The sequence below is a fragment of the Streptomyces roseoviridis genome (assembly GCF_039535235.1).
GTDB lineage: Bacteria > Actinomycetota > Actinomycetes > Streptomycetales > Streptomycetaceae > Streptomyces > Streptomyces roseoviridis.
Map to the genome: position 1 here is coordinate 5,653,790 of NZ_BAAAWU010000001.1, position 19,936 is coordinate 5,673,725.

Annotated in this window: 23 protein-coding genes; 21 read left to right on the top strand and 2 right to left on the bottom strand. The window is 73.4% G+C overall.

Features of this window, described 5'->3' with window-relative positions; genetic code table 11:
- Positions 1–81 precede the first annotated feature (81 nt).
- Positions 82–1,683 carry an oxidoreductase gene (locus ABD954_RS25545; protein ID WP_345489281.1) on the bottom strand — a complete coding sequence of 534 codons (1,602 nt, stop codon included), beginning with the start codon at positions 1,681–1,683 and terminating at the stop codon, positions 82–84.
- Between the two features lie 172 nt (positions 1,684–1,855).
- Between ABD954_RS25545 and hisD the strand changes: the two genes are divergently transcribed.
- The 10 genes from hisD to ABD954_RS25595 all read left to right on the top strand — a co-directional run bounded on the left by hisD (position 1,856) and on the right by ABD954_RS25595 (position 9,650).
- Positions 1,856–3,181: a histidinol dehydrogenase gene (hisD, locus tag ABD954_RS25550; protein ID WP_345489282.1), complete on the top strand. Its 1,326-nt coding sequence runs from the start codon at positions 1,856–1,858 to the stop codon at positions 3,179–3,181.
- Positions 3,178–4,308 (top strand): histidinol-phosphate transaminase, encoded by a 1,131-nt coding sequence (locus tag ABD954_RS25555; RefSeq protein WP_345489284.1) that lies wholly within the window; start codon positions 3,178–3,180, stop codon positions 4,306–4,308. The genes hisD and ABD954_RS25555 overlap by 4 nt, the downstream gene beginning before the upstream one ends.
- The gene (gene hisB / locus ABD954_RS25560; RefSeq protein WP_030492957.1) at positions 4,305–4,898 is read left to right on the top strand and encodes an imidazoleglycerol-phosphate dehydratase HisB; all 594 of its coding nucleotides are present in this window, start codon (positions 4,305–4,307) and stop codon (positions 4,896–4,898) included. Before ABD954_RS25555 ends, hisB begins: the two co-directional genes overlap by 4 nt.
- A 2-nt stretch (positions 4,899–4,900) precedes the next feature.
- Positions 4,901–5,065 carry a hypothetical protein gene (locus tag ABD954_RS25565; RefSeq protein WP_345489286.1) on the top strand — a complete coding sequence of 55 codons (165 nt, stop codon included), beginning with the start codon at positions 4,901–4,903 and terminating at the stop codon, positions 5,063–5,065.
- A complete protein-coding gene (gene hisH / locus ABD954_RS25570) occupies positions 5,062–5,709 on the top strand; it encodes an imidazole glycerol phosphate synthase subunit HisH (RefSeq protein WP_345489288.1) in 648 nt (215 codons plus the stop codon). Before ABD954_RS25565 ends, hisH begins: the two co-directional genes overlap by 4 nt.
- Complete coding sequence (gene priA / locus ABD954_RS25575; RefSeq protein WP_345489290.1) at positions 5,709–6,440, top strand: bifunctional 1-(5-phosphoribosyl)-5-((5-phosphoribosylamino)methylideneamino)imidazole-4-carboxamide isomerase/phosphoribosylanthranilate isomerase PriA; 732 nt, start codon at positions 5,709–5,711, stop codon at positions 6,438–6,440. The genes hisH and priA overlap by 1 nt, the downstream gene beginning before the upstream one ends.
- A complete protein-coding gene (locus ABD954_RS25580; RefSeq protein ID WP_345489292.1) occupies positions 6,437–6,838 on the top strand; it encodes a RidA family protein in 402 nt (133 codons plus the stop codon). Before priA ends, ABD954_RS25580 begins: the two co-directional genes overlap by 4 nt.
- Positions 6,835–7,590 (top strand): imidazole glycerol phosphate synthase subunit HisF, encoded by a 756-nt coding sequence (gene hisF, locus ABD954_RS25585; RefSeq protein ID WP_345489294.1) that lies wholly within the window; start codon positions 6,835–6,837, stop codon positions 7,588–7,590. Before ABD954_RS25580 ends, hisF begins: the two co-directional genes overlap by 4 nt.
- 128 nt (positions 7,591–7,718) lie before the next feature.
- Positions 7,719–8,318, top strand: coding sequence for a helix-turn-helix domain-containing protein (locus ABD954_RS25590; RefSeq protein ID WP_345489296.1), 600 nt, complete (start codon positions 7,719–7,721; stop codon positions 8,316–8,318).
- A gap of 150 nt (positions 8,319–8,468) precedes the next feature.
- Positions 8,469–9,650 carry an MFS transporter gene (locus tag ABD954_RS25595; protein ID WP_345489298.1) on the top strand — a complete coding sequence of 394 codons (1,182 nt, stop codon included), beginning with the start codon at positions 8,469–8,471 and terminating at the stop codon, positions 9,648–9,650.
- 36 nt (positions 9,651–9,686) lie between these two features.
- On the opposite strand, the gene ABD954_RS25600 is transcribed toward ABD954_RS25595, so the two are convergent.
- Positions 9,687–10,328 carry a TIGR03085 family metal-binding protein gene (locus ABD954_RS25600; RefSeq protein WP_345489300.1) on the bottom strand — a complete coding sequence of 214 codons (642 nt, stop codon included), beginning with the start codon at positions 10,326–10,328 and terminating at the stop codon, positions 9,687–9,689.
- Positions 10,329–10,412: 84 nt separating this feature from the next.
- On the opposite strand from ABD954_RS25600, the gene hisI reads away from it, so the two are divergent.
- The 11 genes from hisI to lgt all read left to right on the top strand — a co-directional run bounded on the left by hisI (position 10,413) and on the right by lgt (position 19,910).
- Positions 10,413–10,784, top strand: coding sequence for a phosphoribosyl-AMP cyclohydrolase (hisI, locus tag ABD954_RS25605; protein WP_345489302.1), 372 nt, complete (start codon positions 10,413–10,415; stop codon positions 10,782–10,784).
- Between the two features lie 11 nt (positions 10,785–10,795).
- On the top strand, positions 10,796–12,286 hold the full coding sequence (locus ABD954_RS25610) for an anthranilate synthase component I (protein ID WP_345489304.1): 1,491 nt from the start codon (positions 10,796–10,798) through the stop codon (positions 12,284–12,286).
- Between the two features lie 115 nt (positions 12,287–12,401).
- On the top strand, positions 12,402–13,055 hold the full coding sequence (locus ABD954_RS25615; RefSeq protein ID WP_345489305.1) for a TIGR02234 family membrane protein: 654 nt from the start codon (positions 12,402–12,404) through the stop codon (positions 13,053–13,055).
- 116 nt (positions 13,056–13,171) lie between these two features.
- Positions 13,172–13,432: an HGxxPAAW family protein gene (locus ABD954_RS25620; protein WP_345489307.1), complete on the top strand. Its 261-nt coding sequence runs from the start codon at positions 13,172–13,174 to the stop codon at positions 13,430–13,432.
- Positions 13,433–13,614: 182 nt separating this feature from the next.
- Entirely contained in the window at positions 13,615–14,133 is a 519-nt protein-coding gene (locus ABD954_RS25625) for a DUF2752 domain-containing protein (RefSeq protein ID WP_345489309.1), read from the top strand.
- Positions 14,134–14,255: 122 nt separating this feature from the next.
- Positions 14,256–15,065, top strand: a complete 810-nt coding sequence (gene trpC / locus ABD954_RS25630; protein ID WP_345489311.1) for an indole-3-glycerol phosphate synthase TrpC — start codon at positions 14,256–14,258, stop codon at positions 15,063–15,065.
- A complete protein-coding gene (gene trpM / locus ABD954_RS33685) occupies positions 15,031–15,231 on the top strand; it encodes a tryptophan biosynthesis modulator TrpM (RefSeq protein WP_382745741.1) in 201 nt (66 codons plus the stop codon). Before trpC ends, trpM begins: the two co-directional genes overlap by 35 nt.
- A 512-nt stretch (positions 15,232–15,743) precedes the next feature.
- A complete protein-coding gene (gene trpB, locus ABD954_RS25635; RefSeq protein ID WP_345489313.1) occupies positions 15,744–17,030 on the top strand; it encodes a tryptophan synthase subunit beta in 1,287 nt (428 codons plus the stop codon).
- Positions 17,027–17,845 (top strand): tryptophan synthase subunit alpha, encoded by an 819-nt coding sequence (gene trpA / locus ABD954_RS25640; protein ID WP_345489315.1) that lies wholly within the window; start codon positions 17,027–17,029, stop codon positions 17,843–17,845. Before trpB ends, trpA begins: the two co-directional genes overlap by 4 nt.
- Positions 17,846–17,909: 64 nt before the next feature.
- Positions 17,910–18,746, top strand: coding sequence for a DsbA family protein (locus ABD954_RS25645; RefSeq protein WP_345489317.1), 837 nt, complete (start codon positions 17,910–17,912; stop codon positions 18,744–18,746).
- A gap of 93 nt (positions 18,747–18,839) precedes the next feature.
- Complete coding sequence (gene lgt / locus ABD954_RS25650) at positions 18,840–19,910, top strand: prolipoprotein diacylglyceryl transferase (protein ID WP_345489319.1); 1,071 nt, start codon at positions 18,840–18,842, stop codon at positions 19,908–19,910.
- Positions 19,911–19,936: the final 26 nt, after the last annotated feature.

The following is a 19,936-nucleotide window of genomic DNA, read 5'->3' on the forward strand; positions in this document are numbered from 1 at the left end:
GTGCTGACAGGAGTCAAGACAGCGTAAAGAAAGGGGTGGACCGGTGCTTCATGCGACCCCGGTCCGACCGTCCCGTCGGGGTCATCCGCGCCTCAGCAGCCGCGAGGCCCCCGCCGCGACCGTCGTGGCGAGCACCCAGCCGAGCAGGATCAGCGCGGTCGACGCCCACTGCCAGAAGCCCTTCATCCGCCAGTAGCCGACCTGGCCGAGATCGATCACCGGAAGCAGCAGGTCCAGGGCGTACAGCGTCGCGTTCCAGTGGGGGGACTCGCCGGGCTTGAGCGGCTGCGGGTCATAGCGCGAGAACGCCACCGTGCCCGCCGCCCACAGGACCGCCATCCACAGCAGCGCCCGGCCCGGCCGGTAGCCGTACGCGACCGCCAGGTCCTGGACGTACCCCCACAGCTTGCCCGCCAGCGGCAGCGTCTCGCGGCGCCGCCGCTGCTTGGCGAGCAGCACCTCGCGGGCGTCCTCGTCCTCCCCGCTGCTGCGCAGCACCGCCGCCAGCCGCTCGTACGGCTCCGGCGCGTACTCCGGGGTGGCCGCCGCCACCCATTCCAGACGCCGGGCCAGCGGGAAGTGCCCGTAGGGCACCAGGGTCTCGTAGATGAAGCCGTTCATCGCGAGGCCGCCCGGTCCCGGCCAGCTGGTGGACAGGTCGATCAGCGTCACGACCTTCGCCCCGTTGAGCACCACCCGGCCCTCCTCGGGGCGCTCCCCGTTGAACCGCAGCTCCGGGGTCACGATCCGGCGCAGCGACACCTCCTCCCGGCGCGAGCCGTCCAGCAGGAACCGGGCGTACTGCAGGTCCACCGAGTCGCCGAAGCGGCCGTCGTCCAGACGCACCCCGCCGTGGCACTCGACCGGTTTGCGCCGGGCGCCCCGGGCGGGCGTCACCCCGTACGGCGGGGTGGCCGTGGTGTACTCCGAGGGCTCGTACACCCACGCCGCGTTCAGGTAGAGGGTGCGCTCCACGGTCAGCTGCGGCGCGTTCAGCGCGCGGCGCTGCTGGGCGCCGCGGAGCACGCTGCCCCGCAGACTGAGCGACACGCCGACCTTCGCCCCGCGCAGGCTCAGCTCCCCGTACGTCTCGATCAGCTCGGCCTGGAGGTCCTGGGCGACGGCCAGCCCGTCCGCCGTGATCGCCCGGCCGCGCTGGTCGGGCCACACCCGGATCTGGTTGATCAGCAGGTCGGTGCCGATCTGGGCGTCGGTCAGCCGGATGCCCCGCTCGATGCGGCAGCGCGGCAGATGGAGGTCGCCCTCCGTGTGCAGCCGGGCCGCCTCCAGGCGCGGAATCAGGCACTCGACCATCCGCAGCGTCCCGAAGTGGGCCTCCGGCAGGACCACCTCGCCGTCGAAGCGGCAGCCGTTCATCTCCACGTACGGCCCTATCGTGCCGCCCGCCAGATTGAGCACCCCCGTGATCCGCGCCCCGCGCAGCTTGAGCGCGGCGACGCGCCCGGATCGCGCCGGCGGCCCGTCGAGCAGCAGCAGGGCCACGACCTCGGCCCGCACACTGCGCTCCGCGCCCCACACCGTCCCCACCCCGAACGGATCGTCCCGCTCCGGCACCCCCTCCCGCAGATCGCAGCTGTCGCCGACCCGGAACGCCCGCCACATCTCCCGCTCCGGGCCGGTCAGGCCCTCGGGCATTCCGTCGTCCTCGCGCGGCTCGGTCACTGCCGCCCCCTCGCTTCCCACGATTCCGTATCCCGGATTCGTACAGCCGTTCTTCCCGCTGAGTGACGGACTGAACGCTAACGGTCAGGAGTGGCGACAAGACGCCAGAGTGGCCCGTATCAGCCAGTGATACGGGCGACGGACGTTCTCGGCCGTCTGAGAGAATTGACCCGTGATCTCTCGAATCGATCTGCGCGGTGACGCCCTCCCCGAGGGTGCCGCCCTGCGTGACCTGCTGCCCCGTGCCGAGTTCGACGTGGAAGCCGCCCTGGAGAAGGTGCGGCCGATCTGCGAGGACGTGCATCATCGGGGCGACGCGGCGCTGATCGACTACGCGGAGAAGTTCGACGGAGTGCGCCTGGACCAGGTCCGGGTGCCCGCCGCGGCCCTGGAGCGGGCCCTCGCCGAGCTCGACCCGGCCGTCCGCGCCGGCCTGGAGGAGTCCATCCGCCGGGCCCGGCTCGTGCACGCCGCCCAGCGCCGCACCACCCACACCACCCAGGTCGTCCCGGGCGGCACCGTGACGGAGAAGTGGATCCCGGTCGAGCGCGTGGGCCTCTACGCGCCCGGCGGCCGCTCCGTCTACCCCTCCTCCGTGATCATGAACGCGGTCCCGGCGCAGGAGGCGGGCGTCCCCTCCGTCGCCCTCGCCTCGCCGCCGCAGAAGGAGCACGGCGGCCTGCCGCACCCCACCATCCTCGCCGCCTGCGCCCTCCTCGGCGTCGACGAGGTGTACGCCGTGGGCGGCGCCCAGGCCGTCGCGATGTTCGCGTACGGCACCGAGACCTGCGCCCCGGCCAACATGGTGACCGGCCCCGGCAACATCTGGGTCGCCGCCGCCAAGCGCTACTTCACCGGCCGGATCGGCATCGACACCGAGGCCGGACCCACCGAGATCGCGGTCCTCGCGGACTCCACCGCCGACCCGGTGCACGTCGCGTCCGACCTGATCAGCCAGGCCGAGCACGACCCGCTCGCCGCCGCCGTCCTCGTCACCGACTCCGAGGAGCTCGCCGAGGCCGTCGAGGCCGAGCTGAAGACCCAGGTCGCCGCCTCCAGGCACGTCGACGACCGGATCGTCCCCGCGCTCTCCGGCAAGCAGTCCGCGATCGTCCTGGTCGACGGCCCGGACGAGGGCCTGCGCGTGGTCGACGCCTACGGCGCCGAGCACCTGGAGATCCAGACCGCCGACGCCGCCGCCGTCGCCGACCGGGTCCGCAACGCCGGCGCGATCTTCGTCGGCCCCTGGGCGCCGGTCTCCCTCGGCGACTACTGCGCGGGCTCCAACCACGTGCTGCCCACCGGCGGCTGCGCCTGCCACTCCTCGGGCCTGTCCGTGCAGTCCTTCCTGCGCGGTGTCCACATCGTGGACTACACGCGCGACGCGCTCGCCGAGGTCGCCCACCACGTGGTGACCCTCGCCGAGGCGGAGGACCTGCCCGCGCACGGCGCCGCCATCAAGGCCCGGTTCGGGTGGAAGGTGCCGGAGAACAAGTGACACCGAACGACACCATCCGGATCGACGACCTCCCGATCCGCGACGAGCTGAAGGGCAAGTCGCCCTACGGCGCGCCTCAGCTCGACGTGCCCGTCCAGCTGAACACCAACGAGAACCCCTACCCGCTGCCCGAGCCGCTCGTGGCCCGGATCGCGGAGCGGGTCGCCGAGGCCGCCCGCGGCCTCAACCGCTACCCCGACCGGGACGCCGTCGAGCTGCGCACCGAGCTCGCCCGCTACCTCACCCGTACCGGAAAGCACCCGGTCGCGGCGGAGAACGTGTGGGCCGCCAACGGCTCCAACGAGGTCCTCCAGCAGCTGCTGCAGACCTTCGGCGGTCCCGGCCGCACCGCGATCGGCTTCGAGCCCTCGTACTCGATGCACGCCCTGATCGCCCGCGGCACCGGCACCGGCTGGATCTCCGGTCCGCGCGACGAGGACTTCACGATCGACGTGGCGGCGGCGCGGCGGGCGATCGCCGAGCACCGCCCGGACGTCGTCTTCATCACCTCGCCCAACAACCCCACCGGGACGGCGGTCGAGGCCGACACCGTCCTCGCGCTGTACGAGGCCGCCCAGGCCGCCAGGCCCTCGCTGGTCGTCGTCGACGAGGCGTACGTGGAGTTCAGCCACCGGGACTCGCTGCTGCCCCTCATCGAGGGCCGCCCGAACCTGGTGGTCTCCCGGACCATGTCCAAGGCCTTCGGCGCCGCCGGACTGCGCCTGGGCTATCTGGCCGCCCACCGCGCCGTCGTCGACGCCGTGCAGCTGGTCCGCCTCCCGTACCACCTCTCCGCCGTCACCCAGGCCACCGCGCTCGCCGCCCTGGAGCACACCGACACCCTCCTCGGGTACGTCGAGCAGCTCAAGGCGGAACGCGACCGACTGGTCGCCGAGCTGCGCGCCATCGGCTACGAGGTCACCGAGTCCGACGCCAACTTCGTCCAGTTCGGCCGCTTCGACGGAGCCCGCGGCTCCCACGAGGCATGGCAGAAGATCCTCGACCGGGGCGTCCTGGTCCGGGACAACGGCGTACCGGGCTGGCTGCGGGTCACCGCCGGCACCCCCGAAGAAAACGACGCGTTCCTCGACGCGGTTCGTGAGCTGAAGAAGGAGCAGAACGCATGAGCCGCGTAGGCCGCGTTGAGCGCACCACCAAGGAGACCTCCGTCGTCGTCGAGATCGACCTCGACGGCACCGGAAAGGTCGACGTGTCGACCGGGGTCGGCTTCTACGACCACATGCTGGACCAGCTCGGCCGGCACGGTCTGTTCGACCTGACCGTGAAGACCGACGGTGACCTCCACATCGACTCGCACCACACGATCGAGGACACCGCCCTCGCGCTGGGCGCCGCCTTCAAGCAGGCCCTCGGCGACAAGGTCGGCATCTACCGCTTCGGCAACTGCACCGTCCCCCTGGACGAGTCGCTCGCCCAGGTCACCGTCGACCTCTCCGGCCGCCCCTACCTGGTGCACACCGAGCCCGAGAACATGGCGCCGATGATCGGCTCCTACGACACGACGATGACCCGGCACATCCTGGAGTCCTTCGTCGCCCAGGCGCAGATCGCCCTGCACGTGCACGTGCCCTACGGGCGCAACGCGCACCACATCGTCGAGTGCCAGTTCAAGGCCCTGGCCCGCGCCCTGCGCTACGCCTCCGAGCGCGACCCGCGCGCCGCCGGCATCCTCCCCTCGACGAAGGGCGCGCTGTAACCGTGAACGGACTCTCCACCGTCCTCATCGTCGTCGGGCTCTTCCTGCTCGGCGGCATCTACTCCTTCGTCAAGCAGCAGATGCCCAAGAGCCTGATCGTGCTGCTCTCCATCGGTGCCGCCATGTGCCTGTCGGCCGGCGTCCTGCGACTGGACGTGTGGTCATGAGCGCGGCCGCACCGAAGAAGGTCGTCGTCTTCGACTACGGCTTCGGCAACGTGCGCTCCGCCGAGCGCGCCCTCGCCCGGGTCGGCGCCGACGTCGAGATCACCCGTGACTACGACAAGGCGATGAACGCCGACGGACTCCTCGTCCCCGGCGTCGGCGCCTTCTCCGCCTGCATGCAGGGCCTCAAGGAGGCCCGCGGCGACTGGATCGTCGGCCGCCGCCTGTCCGGCGGCCGCCCCGTCATGGGCATCTGCGTCGGCATGCAGATCCTCTTCGCCCGGGGCATCGAGCACGGCGTGGAGACCGAGGGCCTCGACGAGTGGCCCGGCACGGTCGAGCCGCTGAACGCCCCCGTCGTGCCCCACATGGGCTGGAACACGGTCGACGCGCCCGAGGGCAGCGAGCTGTTCGCGGACCTGGACGCCGACGCCCGGTTCTACTTCGTGCACTCCTACGCGGTGCGCGACTGGACGCTGGAGATCGGCAACCCCAACCTCCGTGCCCCCAAGGTCACCTGGGCCACCCACGGCGAGCCGTTCGTCGCCGCGGTGGAGAACGGTGCCCTGTGGGCGACCCAGTTCCACCCCGAGAAGTCCGGTGACGCCGGCGCCCAGCTCCTCACCAACTGGATCGGAACGCTTTGATGTCCCGCACGCTTGAACTGCTCCCGGCCGTCGACGTCCGCGACGGCCAGGCCGTCCGCCTCGTCCACGGCGAGTCCGGCACCGAGACCTCCTACGGCTCCCCGCTCGAGGCCGCCCTCGCCTGGCAGCGCTCCGGCGCCGAGTGGCTGCACCTGGTCGACCTGGACGCCGCCTTCGGCACCGGCGACAACCGGGAGCTGGTCCGCCAGGTCACCGAGGCGATGGACATCAAGGTCGAGCTGTCCGGCGGCATCCGCGACGACGCCTCGCTGGCCGCCGCCCTCGCCACCGGCTGCACCCGCGTCAACCTGGGCACCGCCGCCCTGGAGACCCCCGAGTGGGTCGCCAAGGTCATCGCCGAGCACGGCGACAAGATCGCCGTCGGTCTGGACGTGCGCGGCACCACCCTGAAGGGCCGCGGCTGGACCCGCGACGGCGGCGACCTCTACGAGACGCTCGCCCGCCTCGACTCCGAGGGCTGCGCCCGTTACGTCGTCACCGACATCGCCAAGGACGGCACGCTGCAGGGCCCCAACCTGGAGCTCCTGAAGAACGTCTGTGCGGCCACCGACAAGCCGGTCGTCGCCTCCGGCGGCGTGTCCTCCCTGGACGACCTGCGGGCGCTGGCCGGACTCGTCCCGCTGGGCGTCGAGGGCGCCATCGTCGGCAAGGCGCTGTACGCCAAGGCGTTCACCCTGGAGGACGCCCTGAAGGCGGTGGCCGCCGCATGAGCGACTCCGTACGCAGGGTCGTGACGGGCGCCCCCTGGGAGGAGCAGTTCGGCTACTCCCGCGCGGTCGAGCTGCCGAACGGGACCGTCCTGGTCTCGGGCTGCACCTCCGTGGTGGGCGGCCAGATCGCCGACGGCGGTCCGTACGAGCAGGCCGTGAACTCCTTCAACGTCGCCTTCGACGCCCTCGAGCAGCTGGGCCTGGGGGCCGAGCACGTCGTGCGCACCCGCATGTACATCACGCACGCGCGGGACGTCGACGAGGTCGGCCGCGCCCACAAGGAGCTGTTCGACGCCGTCCGTCCGGCCGCGTCGATGATCATCGTCTCCGGTTTCGTCGACCCGCGCCTCGTCGTCGAGGTCGAGGTCGAGGCGTACCGGGGGGAGGAGGGCCGATGAGCCTCGCCGTACGGGTGATCCCCTGCCTGGACGTGGACAACGGCCGGGTGGTCAAGGGCGTCAACTTCCAGAACCTCCGGGACGCCGGCGACCCGGTCGAGATGGCCAAGCTGTACGACGCCGAGGGCGCCGACGAGCTGACCTTCCTGGACATCACCGCCTCCTCGGGCAACCGGGAGACCACCTACGACGTGGTGCGCCGCACCGCCGAGCAGGTCTTCATCCCGCTCACCGTCGGCGGTGGCGTGCGCTCGGCCGGGGACGTCGACCGCCTGCTGCGGGCCGGGGCCGACAAGGTGGGCGTGAACACGGCCGCCATCGCCCGCCCCGAGCTGATCCAGGAGATCGCCGAGCGCTTCGGCCGCCAGGTCCTCGTCCTGTCGGTCGACGCCCGCCGCACCCCGTCCGGCTCCTTCGAGGTGACGACGCACGGCGGCCGCAAGGGCACCGGCATCGACGCCGTCGAGTGGGCCCACCGGGCCGCCGAGCTGGGCGCCGGGGAGATCCTGCTGAACTCGATGGACGCGGACGGCACGAAGGACGGCTACGACACCGAGATGATCGCGGCCGTGCGCAAGCACGTGACCGTCCCGGTGATCGCCTCCGGCGGCGCGGGCCGGCTCGCCGACTTCCCGCCCGCGGTCGAAGCGGGTGCGGACGCGGTGCTCGCCGCCTCCGTGTTCCACTTCGGTGACCTGCGGATCGGCGAGGTCAAGCAGACGCTGCGGGAAGCGGGCCACGAGGTCCGCTGAGGCACTGTTCCACGCTGTGAGGGCCCCTTCGGGGGCCCTTCTCCCTTTCTCCGCCGCCTGGCCGACGCGCGGGAGCATGCGTGCAATTTCCATTGCGCAATTTTTCTTGCGTATCTAGGCTCCGAGGCATGACCTCGCCCTCCCCCGAGAACGAGACGCGCCGGATCACCGATCTCGGCACGCTCAAGGCCGTCTCGCACCCGCTGCGCATGCGTCTGTACCGCGCCCTCTTCGTGGCCCGCACCGCCACCGCGTCCCAGCTCGCCGAACAGGTCGACGAGGCCGTCTCGCTCGTCAGCTACCACCTGCGCAAGCTCGCCGAGGGCGGGCTCGTCGAGGAGGCTCCCGCGCAGTCCGCCGACGGCCGCGAGCGCTGGTGGCAGCCCAGTTCGTACGGCTTCGCCATCCGCGAGGAGGACATCCGCGACACCCCCGAGCTCGTCGCCGCGAACGCCGCCTTCGGCCGCACCCTCGAGGAGCAGCGCACCCAGATGCACCGCCGCTTCCTCGACGAGCGCCTCACCTGGCCGGACGCATGGCGCTCCGCCGCCGTCAGCTCCGAGTGGCTGCCCCGTCTCACCGCCGCCGAACTCGCCGCCCTGGGCGAGGAGCTGGACGCCGTCGTCAGGAAGTACGACCAGGCCGCCCGCGCCGCCGAGGCCGCCGGAGCCACCGAGGGCCGCGAGAACGTCGCCGTCCACCTCCACGGCTTCCCCTACCGCGCATGACGGCCACCCCGCCGGCCGGTCCCACCCCGCCCCGTACCGCCCCGACCGGTTCCGCCCCGTCCCACCCCGCCCCGTACCGCCCCGACCGGTTCCGCCCCGTTCCGTGCCGACCCGTCCCGCGCCGGCCGGCCCGCCCACCGCGACCCCCGCGTGCTGCGCTGGGCCGGTGCGTACACCGCGTCCACGCTCGGCGACAGCGTCTACCACCTGGCCCTCGCCTGGGCCGCCGTCAGCGGCGGCACCCCCGGCCAGGCGGGACTCGTCATGGCCGTCGCGGCCGTGCCCCGGGCGCTGCTCCTGCTCGGCGGGGGAGTGGTCGCCGACCGGCTCGGTCCGCACCGGGTCGTCATCGGCTCCGACGCCGTGCGCTGCGTCGTCGTCCTCGGGCTCGCCGCGGCCCTCCTCGTCGCCTCGCCCGGCCTCTGGGCCCTCGCCGCCGTCGCGCTCGTCTTCGGGGCCGTCGACGCCCTCTTCCTGCCGGCCGTCGGTGCCCTGCCGGCCCGTATCGCCGCCCATGACCAGCTCGCCCGCGTCCAGGGCATGCGCGGCCTCGCCCAGCGCCTCGGCGCCGTCGTCGGCGCCCCGCTGGGCGGCCTCGCCGTCGCCGTCGGCGGCCCCGCGACCGCCTTCGGCCTCGCCGGACTGCTCTTCGCCCTCTCGCTGCCCCTGCTGTGCGCGCTCCGGCCGCGCGCGCTGCCCGCCGGGCACCGGCCCGGCACCGGCACCGCGCTCGGTGACCTCGCCGCCGGCCTGCGCTACCTGCGAGGCCACCGCCTCCTCGGTCCCCTGATGGTCATCGTGCTCCTCAGCGACCTCGGCTTCGTCGGCCCCCTCAACGTCGGCCTCGCCGTCCTCGCCGAGCAGCGCGGCTGGGGCGCCTCCGGCATCGGCTGGGTCCTCGCCGGCTTCGGGACCGGCGCGGGCGCGGCCTCGCTCGTCCTGACCGTCCGCGGTCGCGTCCCGCGCGCCGGCCTGGTCAGCGGCTGGACCATGCTGCTCGGCGCCGCCTCGATCGCCGCCCTCGGCCACGCCGCGCCGCTGCCGGCGGCCGTCGCCCTCGCCCTGGCCATCGGCCTGTTCGCCGGACTGTCCGGAGCGCTGTGCACCGCGCTCCTCCAGACCGCCTGCGACCCCGCCTACCTCGGCCGGGTCACCGCCGTGGCCGGCCTGTGCTCCCTCGGCCTCGCCCCGCTCACCTTCCCGCTCACGGGCGCGGCGATCGGCCTGTGGGGCCTCGGCCCGGTGTACGGGGTGAGCGCGGCCGTCTGCGCCCTCTCCGGCGTCTACGGCCTCCTCGTCACCTCCGTGCGCGAGGCCGAACTGCCCGGGTAGGCGCGCGCCCCGGGCCGCCCCGAGCGGGAAGACCGCTCAGATCCCCAGCTGCTTCGCCGCGTGCAGCCGCTCCACGGCCTCCTGCTCGCCGTCCAGCTCCACCTTCGCCGCGTCCTGGCGCCCGAAGAGGAACATCATCAACTCGCCCGGCTCCCCGGACACCGTCACCACCGGGGTGCCGCGGCGCGCCACCACCGTCTGGCCGTCGGGGCGGCGCAGCACCAGGCCCACCGGTGCCTTGCGGCCGAGCAGCCGGGCCGACTTCTCCAGACGGGACCACAGGGCGTCGGCGAAGACCGGGTCGAGCTCCCGCGGCGACCAGTCCGGCTGGGCCCGGCGCACGTCCTCCGCGTGGACGTAGAACTCGACGACGTTCGCCCCCTCGTCCACCTGCTTGATGGTGAACGGGGACATCCGCGGCGGCCCCGTACGGATCAGCTGGATCAGCTCCTCGTACGGCTTCCCGGCGAACTCCTCCTGCACCCGGTCGAGGCGCGCCTTCAGCGCCGGCACCGGCACGACGGTGCCGGCCGCCGCGTCCGGCCGGCGCTCGCGCACCACCACATGGGCCGCCAGGTCCCGGGTCCGCCACCCCTCGCAGAGCGTCGGGGCGTCCGGACCGGCCGCCTCCAACAGATCGGCGAGCAGAAGCCGTTCACGCTTGGCATGGGTCGACATGGTCGCCAGCGTACGGCGATCGCCGCCGGTCCGCCCAGTGGACGCACCGCCGGACACCCCCGGCACCCACGGCACAATGGCCCCATGAGCAGCACGCCGCCCCGGACCTCCAGCGATCTCGACCCGGCCATCGCCGCCCGCCTCAGGCGCAGCCCCGACGGCCTGGTCCCCGCCATCGCCCAGCAGTACGACACCGGTGAGGTGCTCATGCTCGGCTGGATGGACGACGAGGCCCTCCACCGCACCCTCACCACCGGCCGCTGCACCTACTGGTCCCGCAGCCGCCAGGAGTACTGGGTCAAGGGAGACACCTCCGGGCACGTCCAGCACGTCAGGTCCGTCGCCCTCGACTGCGACGCCGACACCGTGCTCGTCAAGGTCGACCAGGTCGGCGCCGCCTGCCACACCGGCACGCGCACCTGCTTCGACACCGACGTCCTCCTCGCGGCCGAGTAGGGTCTGGCGCCATGGATCTCGAGACCTTCCGCAAGCTGGCGGCCGACCGCCGCGTCATCCCCGTCAGCCGCAGGCTCCTCGCGGACGGCGACACCCCGGTCGGGCTCTACCGCAAGCTCGCCGCCGAACGCCCCGGCACCTTCCTCCTCGAATCCGCGGAGAACGGCCGCAGCTGGTCCCGCTACTCCTTCATCGGCGTCCGCAGCGACGCCACCCTGACGGTGAAGGACGGCGAGGCGCACTGGCTCGGCACCCCGCCGGTCGGCGTGCCCGTCGACGGCGACCCGCTCGCCGCGCTGCGCGCCACCGTCGAGACCCTCCACACCCCGCGCGACCTGGCCTCCGGCATGCCGCCGTTCACCGGCGGCATGGTCGGCTACCTCGGCTACGACATCGTGCGCCGCCTGGAGCGCATCGGCGAGCACGGTCGCGACGACCTGCGGCTCCCCGAGCTCACCATGCTGCTCACCAGCGACCTCGCCGTCCTCGACCACTGGGACGGCACGGTCCTCTTGATCGCCAACGCGATCAACCACAACGACCTGGACACCGGTGTCGACGAGGCGTACGCGGGGGCCGTGGCCCGCCTCGACGCGATGGAGGCCGACCTGGCCCGCCCGGCCACGGCCGCCCCCGCCGCGCTGCCCGCCTCCGAGCTGCCGGAGTTCTCGGCCCGGTGGGGCGGGCCCGCCTACCAGGACGCCGTCGAGGACATCAAGGAGCGGATCCGGGCCGGCGAGGCGTTCCAGGTCGTGCCCTCGCAGCGGTTCGAGACCCCCTGCACCGCCTCCGCCCTCGACGTCTACCGGGTGCTGCGGGCCACCAACCCCTCCCCGTACATGTACCTGTTCCGCTTCGAGAACGGCTTCGACGTCGTCGGCTCCTCGCCGGAGGCGCTGGTCAAGGTCGAGGACGGGCACGCGATGCTCCACCCCATCGCCGGCACCCGGCACCGCGGCGCCACCCCGCAGGAGGACCACGACCTCGCCGAGGAACTGCTCGCCGACCCCAAGGAGCGCGCCGAGCACCTCATGCTCGTCGACCTCGGCCGCAACGACCTGGGCCGGGTCTGCGAGCCGGGCTCCGTCGAGGTCGTCGACTTCATGTCGATCGAGCGCTACTCGCACGTCATGCACATCGTCTCCACCGTGACCGGCAAGGTCGCCGAGGGGAAGACCGCCTTCGACGTCCTCACCGCCTGTTTCCCCGCCGGCACCCTCTCCGGGGCGCCCAAGCCGCGCGCCATGCAGATCATCGAGGAGCTCGAACCCTCCCGGCGCGGCCTGTACGGCGGATGCGTCGGCTACCTGGACTTCGCCGGCGACTCCGACACCGCCATCGCCATCCGTACGGCGCTGCTGCGCGACGGCACCGCGTACGTGCAGGCGGGAGCCGGTGTCGTCGCCGACTCCGACCCGGTCGCCGAGGACAACGAGTGCCGCAACAAGGCCGCGGCCGTCCTCCGGGCCGTCCACACGGCCAACCGGATGACCGCCGGCTGACCCCGCACGGCCACCGGCCGGCCACCGGCCGACCGCCGGGCCGGCCCCGTCCGGAGCGCACGGCGGACGGGGACGCCGTGACCGGGATGACCGGTTCGCGAGGCGGTAGGGGATAGTGGGGTACGTGAGTGCCGTACCCGTACCCCAGCCCCGAGCCGCCCGACCGGGCGGCGCCGCCCCCTCCGGCGCCCGCCGCAGCCTGGCCGCGGCCCTGCTGCTCGGCGCCCTCGGAGCCACCGTCGTACTGCTCTCCGCCGGCCAGATCTGGGCCGAGGGCACCGCGTCCGTCGGCGGCGGCACCGTCCCGGTGGAGGCCGACGGCGGCGCCGTCACCGGCGTGCCGACCGCCCTCGCGATCGTCGGCCTCGCCGCGCTCGTCGCCGTCTTCGCCGTCCGCCGCGCCGGCCGCACCCTGGTCGCCGCCCTGCTCGCCCTGAGCGGCGCGGGAGCGGCCCTCGCCGCGGTCCTCGGCGCCTCCGACAGCACCGCCCTGAACGCCGAGGCCGCCCGGATCAGCGGCAACACCGCCGCCGTGGTCGGCGGACTCAGCCACACCGCCTGGCCCTACGTCACCGCCGCCGGCGCGCTCCTCATCCTCGCCGCCGGCCTCTTCGCCCTCCGCTTCGGCAAGTCCTGGCCGGCCATGGGCGGACGCTACGAACGCACCGGCGCCCCCCGCGCCGCCCGCCGCCCCGCGGCCGTCGACCCCGACCGCCCCGAGGACCTGTGGAAGGCCCTCGACCGCGGCGAGGACCCGACGCACGGCTAGCGCACACCGTGCCCGGTCGCGACGCGTGACCGTTCGGGCACCCCGATTCATCGCCGCGCCCCCATGTGCGGGAGAATGAGACGTCACCACCGCGCAACATCAACGAGGAGCAACTCATGGCGGGCAGCGCCCACGGACACACCCCGGCCGCCTGGACCGGTGTCATCATCTCCTTCATCGGCTTCTGCATCGCCGGCGTCTTCATGGTGGCGGCCAACGTGCCCGGTTTCTGGGCCGGTATCGGCGTCATCGTCCTCGGCGGTGTCGTCGGCGGGGCGATGAAGATCGCGGGCCTCGGCATGCCGAAGGAATCGGCCGACGTCGCCGCCGCCCGCGAGGCCGCCACCGCCAGGGCCCTCGAGAAGACCGGCGCCTGACACCCCCGCGTCACCCCGAAGGCGCAGCCCCGCGAGGCGGGGCTGCGCCTTCGCGCGTCAGGAGCGAGAATCACCGGATGGATTCGAATCCGACGACGGGACCCACGACGGCACCGGGCACGGGACCGGCACCGGGCACGGGACCGGGGCCGGACACGGGGCCGGGACCGGAGACGGGGCCCGTGACGGACGCGGCGGCCTCGGGGGCGGCTGGCCCCCGGGCCTCAGCGGCCCCGCCGGGCGCCCCCACCCCCCCCGCGAGCCCCTGGGCCACGGCCGCCGGCCCGTACGCCCCGCGGCCCAGGCCGCTCGCCCAGCGCCTCCTCACCCCGCTGGGCGCCCTCGCCGGGGTCGCCGCCGCCTTCGCGTACGTAGGGACCGTCGACCCCAACGAACCCGGCCACTACCCGGTCTGCCCCCTGCTGCGCTTCACCGGCGTCTACTGCCCCGGCTGCGGCGGGCTGCGCAGTGCCCACGCCTTCGTGCACGGCGACCTCGGCGCCGCCCTGGGGGCCAACGCGCTCGCCGTCGTCGGCTACGGGGTCTTCGCGGCCGTCATGGTCATCTGGCTGGTTCGCGCCGTTCGCGGTCTCCCCATGCGGCTGGCCGTCCCCCCGGCCTGGTGGTGGGGGATCGGCACCGTGCTGGCCCTTTTCACCCTCGTACGCAACCTTCCGTTCGGCTCCGCGCTCGCCCCCTGACCTGCCCGTAAGTCCCAGCAGATGGGACGCGGCTCCCGCCGATGCGGGTCCGGGGCCCACCTGCGGATACCATCGACATGGCTGAACAACACCGTCACCAGTCCCGGAAGGGGGCCTCTCGCGTGAGTGTGCTCGACGAGATCATCGACGGCGTGCGCGCCGACCTCGCAGAGCGGCAGGCGCGGGTCTCCCTCGACGAGCTCAAGGAGCGCGCCGCCAAGGCCCCGCAGGCCAAGGACGGCGTCGCCGCACTGCGCGGCGACGGCGTCAAGGTGATCTGCGAGGTCAAGCGCTCCAGCCCGTCCAAGGGCGCGCTCGCCGCCATCGCCGACCCGGCCGGCCTCGCCGCCGACTACGAGGCCGGCGGTGCCGCCGTCATCTCCGTCCTCACCGAGCAGCGCCGCTTCGGCGGCTCGCTCGCCGACCTGGAGGCCGTCCGCGCCCGGGTCGACATCCCGGTCCTGCGCAAGGACTTCATCGTCACCGCGTACCAGCTCTGGGAGGCACGGGCGTACGGCGCGGACCTCGCGCTGCTCATCGTGGCCGCCCTGGAGCAGGAGGCCCTCGTCTCCCTCATCGAGCGTGCCGAGTCCATCGGCCTGACCCCGCTGGTCGAGGTCCACGACGAGGAAGAGGTCGAGCGGGCCGTCGAGGCGGGCGCCCGTGTCATCGGCGTCAACGCCCGCAACCTGAAGACCCTCAAGGTGGACCGCTCCACCTTCGAGCGCGTCGCCCCCGAGATCCCGGCCGGCATCGTCAAGATCGCCGAGTCCGGCATCCGCGGCCCGCACGACCTGATCGCCTACGCCAACGCCGGGGCCGACGCGGTCCTCGTCGGCGAGTCGCTGGTCACCGGCCGCGACCCCAAGGCCGCCGTCGCCGACCTCGTCGCCGCCGGTGCCCACCCCGCCCTGCGTCACGGCCGGAGCTGACCCCACCATGCCCATCGCCGCCCGCCTCGCCCGTGGCTGCCGCCCCCGCGGCTGCCGCGCGCCGGCGCGCCGGGTGCACGGGCGCCGCGTGCGGTACGTGATCGGCGACGAGCCGGGCCAGGTCAACGGCATGCGATGGCGCCCGCGCCGAGCGCGCGTCTCCTGACGACTCCCCAACCCCCTCACCAGCCTCTCGCCCTGCCCTCTCCACGCGCCGTGCGGGCGATCGCCCGCAGCACGGGACAGGCAGCCCACGGGACGGCCCCCGTGCGGGCGCGTTCCGCACGTGTGCCTGCCCGCACCACCAGGGCCTGCCCGCACCACCAGGGCACTGGGCCCTGGTGGTGACCGTCACCGCGAGGAGCCGAGGCCCGGCGAAGGGCGCCGTCCGTTGTGCCCACCCGTTCCGCCTGGGGGCACCCCCGGACGACGTCTGGGGGAGGAACGAACGCCCACGACGGGCGGGGCAGCCGGACACCGCCCGGCGGGCGAGCCCGCACCGCCCGGCACGGCCCGTACGGGGCACCGCCCCGGCAGCCTGACGGGCGTGGGCGAAGGCCCGCGACGGGGCACCGTCCCGCACGGGGCGAGTCCGCACGGGGACCGAGGAGTCGCGCGCATACCGTCACCCGTAACCGCACGCGTATCCGGGGCACCCGCCCCGCGAGGAGCAACCGCATGACGATCAGCGAGTTCTTCATTCCCGACCCGGAGGGTCAGGTCCCGTCGCCCGAGGGCTACTTCGGGGCCTACGGCGGCAAGTTCATCCCGGAGGCCCTCGTCGCCGCAGTCGACGAGGTCGCCGTCGAGTACGACAAGGCCAAGAGCGACCCCGAGTTCGCCCGCGAGCTCAACGACCTGATGGTCCACTACACCGGCCGGCCCAGCGCCCTCACCGAGGTGCCCCGGTTCGCCGAGCACGCCGGCGGTGCCCGCGTCTTCCTCAAGCGGGAGGACCTCAACCACACCGGCTCGCACAAGATCAACAACGTGCTCGGCCAGGCCCTGCTCACCAAGCGCATGGGCAAGACCCGCGTCATCGCCGAGACCGGCGCCGGTCAGCACGGCGTCGCCACCGCCACCGCCTGCGCGCTCTTCGGCCTCGACTGCACCATCTACATGGGCGAGATCGACACCCAGCGCCAGGCCCTCAACGTCGCCCGCATGCGCATGCTCGGCGCCGAGGTCGTCGCCGTGAAGTCCGGCAGCCGCACCCTCAAGGACGCCATCAACGAGGCGTTCCGCGACTGGGTCGCCAACGTCGACCGCACCCACTACCTCTTCGGCACCGTCGCGGGCCCGCACCCCTTCCCCGCCATGGTCCGGGACTTCCACCGGGTCATCGGCGTCGAGGCCCGCCGGCAGGTCCTGGAGCGCGCCGGCCGCCTCCCCGACGCGGCCGTCGCCTGCGTCGGCGGCGGATCCAACGCCATCGGCCTCTTCCACGCCTTCGTCCCGGACGCCTCCGTCCGGCTGATCGGCTGCGAACCGGCCGGCCACGGCGTCGAGACCGGCGAGCACGCCGCCACCCTCACCGCCGGCGAGCCCGGCATCCTGCACGGCTCCCGCAGCTACGTCCTCCAGGACGAGGAGGGCCAGATCACCGAGCCGTACTCGATCTCGGCCGGACTCGACTACCCCGGCATCGGCCCCGAGCACGCCTACCTCAAGGACAGCGGCCGCGGCGAGTACCGGGCCGTCACCGACGACGCCGCCATGCAGGCCCTGCGCCTGCTCTCCCGCACCGAGGGCATCATCCCGGCCATCGAGTCCGCCCACGCCCTCGCGGGCGCCCTGGAGGTCGGCAAGGAGCTCGGCCCGGACGGGCTGATCCTCGTCAACCTCTCCGGACGCGGCGACAAGGACATGGACACCGCCGCCCGCTACTTCGGGCTGTACGACACCGACGCCGAGGTGACCGCCGACCAGGCCGGCACCGCGGAGATCGCGGGGGACGCCAAGTGACCGGCAACATCCAGCTGCTCAGCGACACCCTGGCCAAGGCGAAGGCCGAGGACCGGGCCGCGCTCATCGCCTACCTCCCGGCCGGCTTCCCGACCGTGGACGGCGGCATCGCCGCCGTCAAGGCGGTCTTCGACGGCGGCGCCGACGTCGTCGAGGTCGGCCTGCCGCACAGCGACCCGGTGCTCGACGGGCCGGTCATCCAGACCGCCGACGACATCGCCCTGCGCGGCGGCGTCAAGATCGCCGACGTGATGCGCACGGTCAGGGAGGCCCACGAGGCCACCGGCAAGCCGGTCCTCGTGATGACCTACTGGAACCCCATCGACCGCTACGGCGTCGAGCGCTTCACCGAGGAGCTCGCCGCGGCCGGCGGCGCCGGCTGCATCCTGCCCGACCTGCCGGTCCAGGAGTCCGCCCTCTGGAGGGAGCACGCCGACAAGCGCGGTCTCGCCACCGTCTTCGTCGTCGCCCCCAGCAGCAAGGACGAGCGCCTCGCCACCATCACCGCGGCCGGCTCCGGCTTCGTCTACGCCGCCTCCCTGATGGGCGTCACCGGCACCCGCGAGTCGGTCGGCGAGCAGGCCGCCGACCTCGTCCGCCGCACCAGGGCCGCCGGCGGGCTGCCCGTCTGCGTCGGCCTCGGCGTCTCCAACGCCGAGCAGGCCAAGGAGGTGGCCGGCTTCGCCGACGGCGTCATCGTCGGCTCCGCCTTCGTCAAGCGGATCCTCGACGCCGACGGCGACGAGAGCGCCGCGCTCGGCGCCGTAAGGGAACTGGCGGCCGAACTCGCCGAGGGCGTCCGCCGCACTCCGTAACCCATACGGGTGGATTCCGGACCGGGGAGGCGCGTACGTGCCTCCCCGGTTCGTTGCTGTGGGCGTGAGCGAGAAGAACCGAGACGGTAGTAGCCGGAGCGCGCGGGAGCGCCTCCAACAGCAGCGCGAGCGCGAGAAGGCCCGCGAGAAGCAGCGACGCGTCCTCATCGTGTCGGCCGCGGTCGTCGGCGTCCTCGGCCTGGCCGCGGTCGTCGGCGTGATCGCCGCCAACACCGGGGGCAAGGGCAGCTCCGACAAGGCGGGCCCGGTCGTCCCGCCGGCCGGCGCCGTCGGCGGCGACAAGCCCGCCATCCAGACCGGCAAGGCGGACGCCCCGTCCACCCTCGCCATCTGGGAGGACTTCCGCTGCCCGGCCTGTGCCTCCTTCGAGAACGCCTTCCGGGACACCATCCACGAGCTGGAGGCGGCGGGCGCGCTCAAGACCGAGTACCACCTCGCCACCCTCATCGACCGGAACATGGGCGGCAGCGGCTCCCTGCGCGCCGCCAACGCCGCCGCCTGCGCCCAGGACGCCGGGAAGTTCACGGCGTACCACGACGTGCTCTACATCAACCAGCCGCAGGAGACCGACGACGCCTTCGCGAAGAACGACAAGCTCATCGAGCTGGCCGCGAAGGTCCCCGGGCTCGACACGCCCGCCTTCCGCAGCTGTGTCGAGGACGGCACCCATGACAGCTGGGTGGACAAGTCCAACGAGGCCTTCCGCAACAGCGACTTCCGCGGCACGCCGTCCGTGCTGCTCAACGGCGAATCGGTCTTCCCGACGAAGGGGAACGAGCAGATCTCCCCGGAGAACCTGAAGAAGTGGGTCGCCGAGGCCAACAAGGGCAAGAAGCCCGGCACCGCCTCCCCGGCGGCCGGGGCCGGTCCCTCGCGGTAGCCGCGTCCCCGTGGCTCCGGTCGCGGGAGTTACGGAGAAGTTGCCGGGCTGGCTGCCGCCGGGCCCGCCCGGCAGGGTAGCGTCGGTCCTGCCATGGACCTTGCCTACATTCCCAGCCCGTCGACCGGCGTGATCCACCTCGGACCGATCCCGCTGCGCGGCTATGCCTTCTGCATCATCCTCGGTGTCTTCGTCGCCGTCTGGCTCGGCAACAAGCGCTGGATCGCCCGGGGCGGCACCGCCGGCACCGTCGCCGACATCGCCGTCTGGGCGGTGCCGTTCGGCCTCGTCGGCGGCCGGCTCTACCACGTGATCACCGACTACCAGCTGTACTTCAGCGAGGGTGAGAACTGGGTCGACGCCTTCAAGATCTGGGAGGGCGGCCTCGGCATCTGGGGCGCCATCGCGCTCGGCGCCGTCGGCGCCTGGATCGGCTGCCGCCGCCGCGGCATCCCGCTCCCGGCGTACGCGGACGCCATCGCGCCCGGCATCGCCCTCGCCCAGGCCGTCGGCCGCTGGGGCAACTGGTTCAACCAGGAGCTGTACGGCAAGCCGACCGACCTGCCGTGGGGCCTGGAGATCAGCGCCGGACCCAACCGGGTGGAGGGCGTCTACCACCCGACCTTCCTCTACGAGTCGCTGTGGTGCATCGGCGTCGCGCTCCTGGTCATCTGGGCCGACCGCCGCTTCCGGCTGGGCCACGGCCGGGCCTTCGCGCTCTACGTCGCCGCGTACTGCGCGGGCCGCGGCTGGATCGAGTACATGCGGGTCGACGAGGCCCACCACGTCCTCGGCCTGCGGCTGAACGTGTGGACCGCGATCATCGTCTTCCTGCTCGCCGTCACGTACATCGTGATCTCGGCGAAGCGGCGTCCGGGCCGCGAGGAGATCGTGGAGCCGAAGAGGACGGCCGGCTCCGACGCGAAGTCCCCGGAGGGCGGGACCGACGGCGAGGCGGGTGCGACCGCGGCGGCCGGCGACGCCGATGCCGCCGGGGAGGCCGGTGCGACCGCCGAGGACGCGGCCCCGGCCGACGCCGCCCCGGCCGACGCGACCCCGGTCACGTTCACCAAGGACGAGGCCGCCGAGGACGAGGCCGGAGCCGAGGAGAAGGACCGGGCGAAGGACAAGGACGGCGCCGGCAACGGTGCCGGCGGGCGCTGAGCCCGTACGACACGCACGGCGGAGGG

Excerpts from the sequence above, each read along its gene's own strand:
- ABD954_RS25610 (WP_345489304.1), top strand. The coding sequence starts at position 10,796 with ATGGATCTCGAGACCTTCCGCAAGCTGGCGGCCGACCGCCGCGTCATC.
- priA (WP_345489290.1), top strand. The coding sequence starts at position 5,709 with ATGTCCCGCACGCTTGAACTGCTCCCGGCCGTCGACGTCCGCGACGGC.
- trpB (WP_345489313.1), top strand. The coding sequence starts at position 15,744 with ATGACGATCAGCGAGTTCTTCATTCCCGACCCGGAGGGTCAGGTCCCG.
- lgt (WP_345489319.1), top strand. The coding sequence starts at position 18,840 with ATGGACCTTGCCTACATTCCCAGCCCGTCGACCGGCGTGATCCACCTC.
- hisB (WP_030492957.1), top strand. The coding sequence starts at position 4,305 with ATGAGCCGCGTAGGCCGCGTTGAGCGCACCACCAAGGAGACCTCCGTC.
- hisI (WP_345489302.1), top strand. The coding sequence starts at position 10,413 with ATGAGCAGCACGCCGCCCCGGACCTCCAGCGATCTCGACCCGGCCATC.
- hisH (WP_345489288.1), top strand. The coding sequence starts at position 5,062 with ATGAGCGCGGCCGCACCGAAGAAGGTCGTCGTCTTCGACTACGGCTTC.
- ABD954_RS25580 (WP_345489292.1), top strand. The coding sequence starts at position 6,437 with ATGAGCGACTCCGTACGCAGGGTCGTGACGGGCGCCCCCTGGGAGGAG.
- ABD954_RS25590 (WP_345489296.1), top strand. The coding sequence starts at position 7,719 with ATGACCTCGCCCTCCCCCGAGAACGAGACGCGCCGGATCACCGATCTC.
- ABD954_RS25620 (WP_345489307.1), top strand. The coding sequence starts at position 13,172 with ATGGCGGGCAGCGCCCACGGACACACCCCGGCCGCCTGGACCGGTGTC.
- hisF (WP_345489294.1), top strand. The coding sequence starts at position 6,835 with ATGAGCCTCGCCGTACGGGTGATCCCCTGCCTGGACGTGGACAACGGC.
- ABD954_RS25600 (WP_345489300.1), bottom strand. The coding sequence starts at position 10,328 with ATGTCGACCCATGCCAAGCGTGAACGGCTTCTGCTCGCCGATCTGTTG.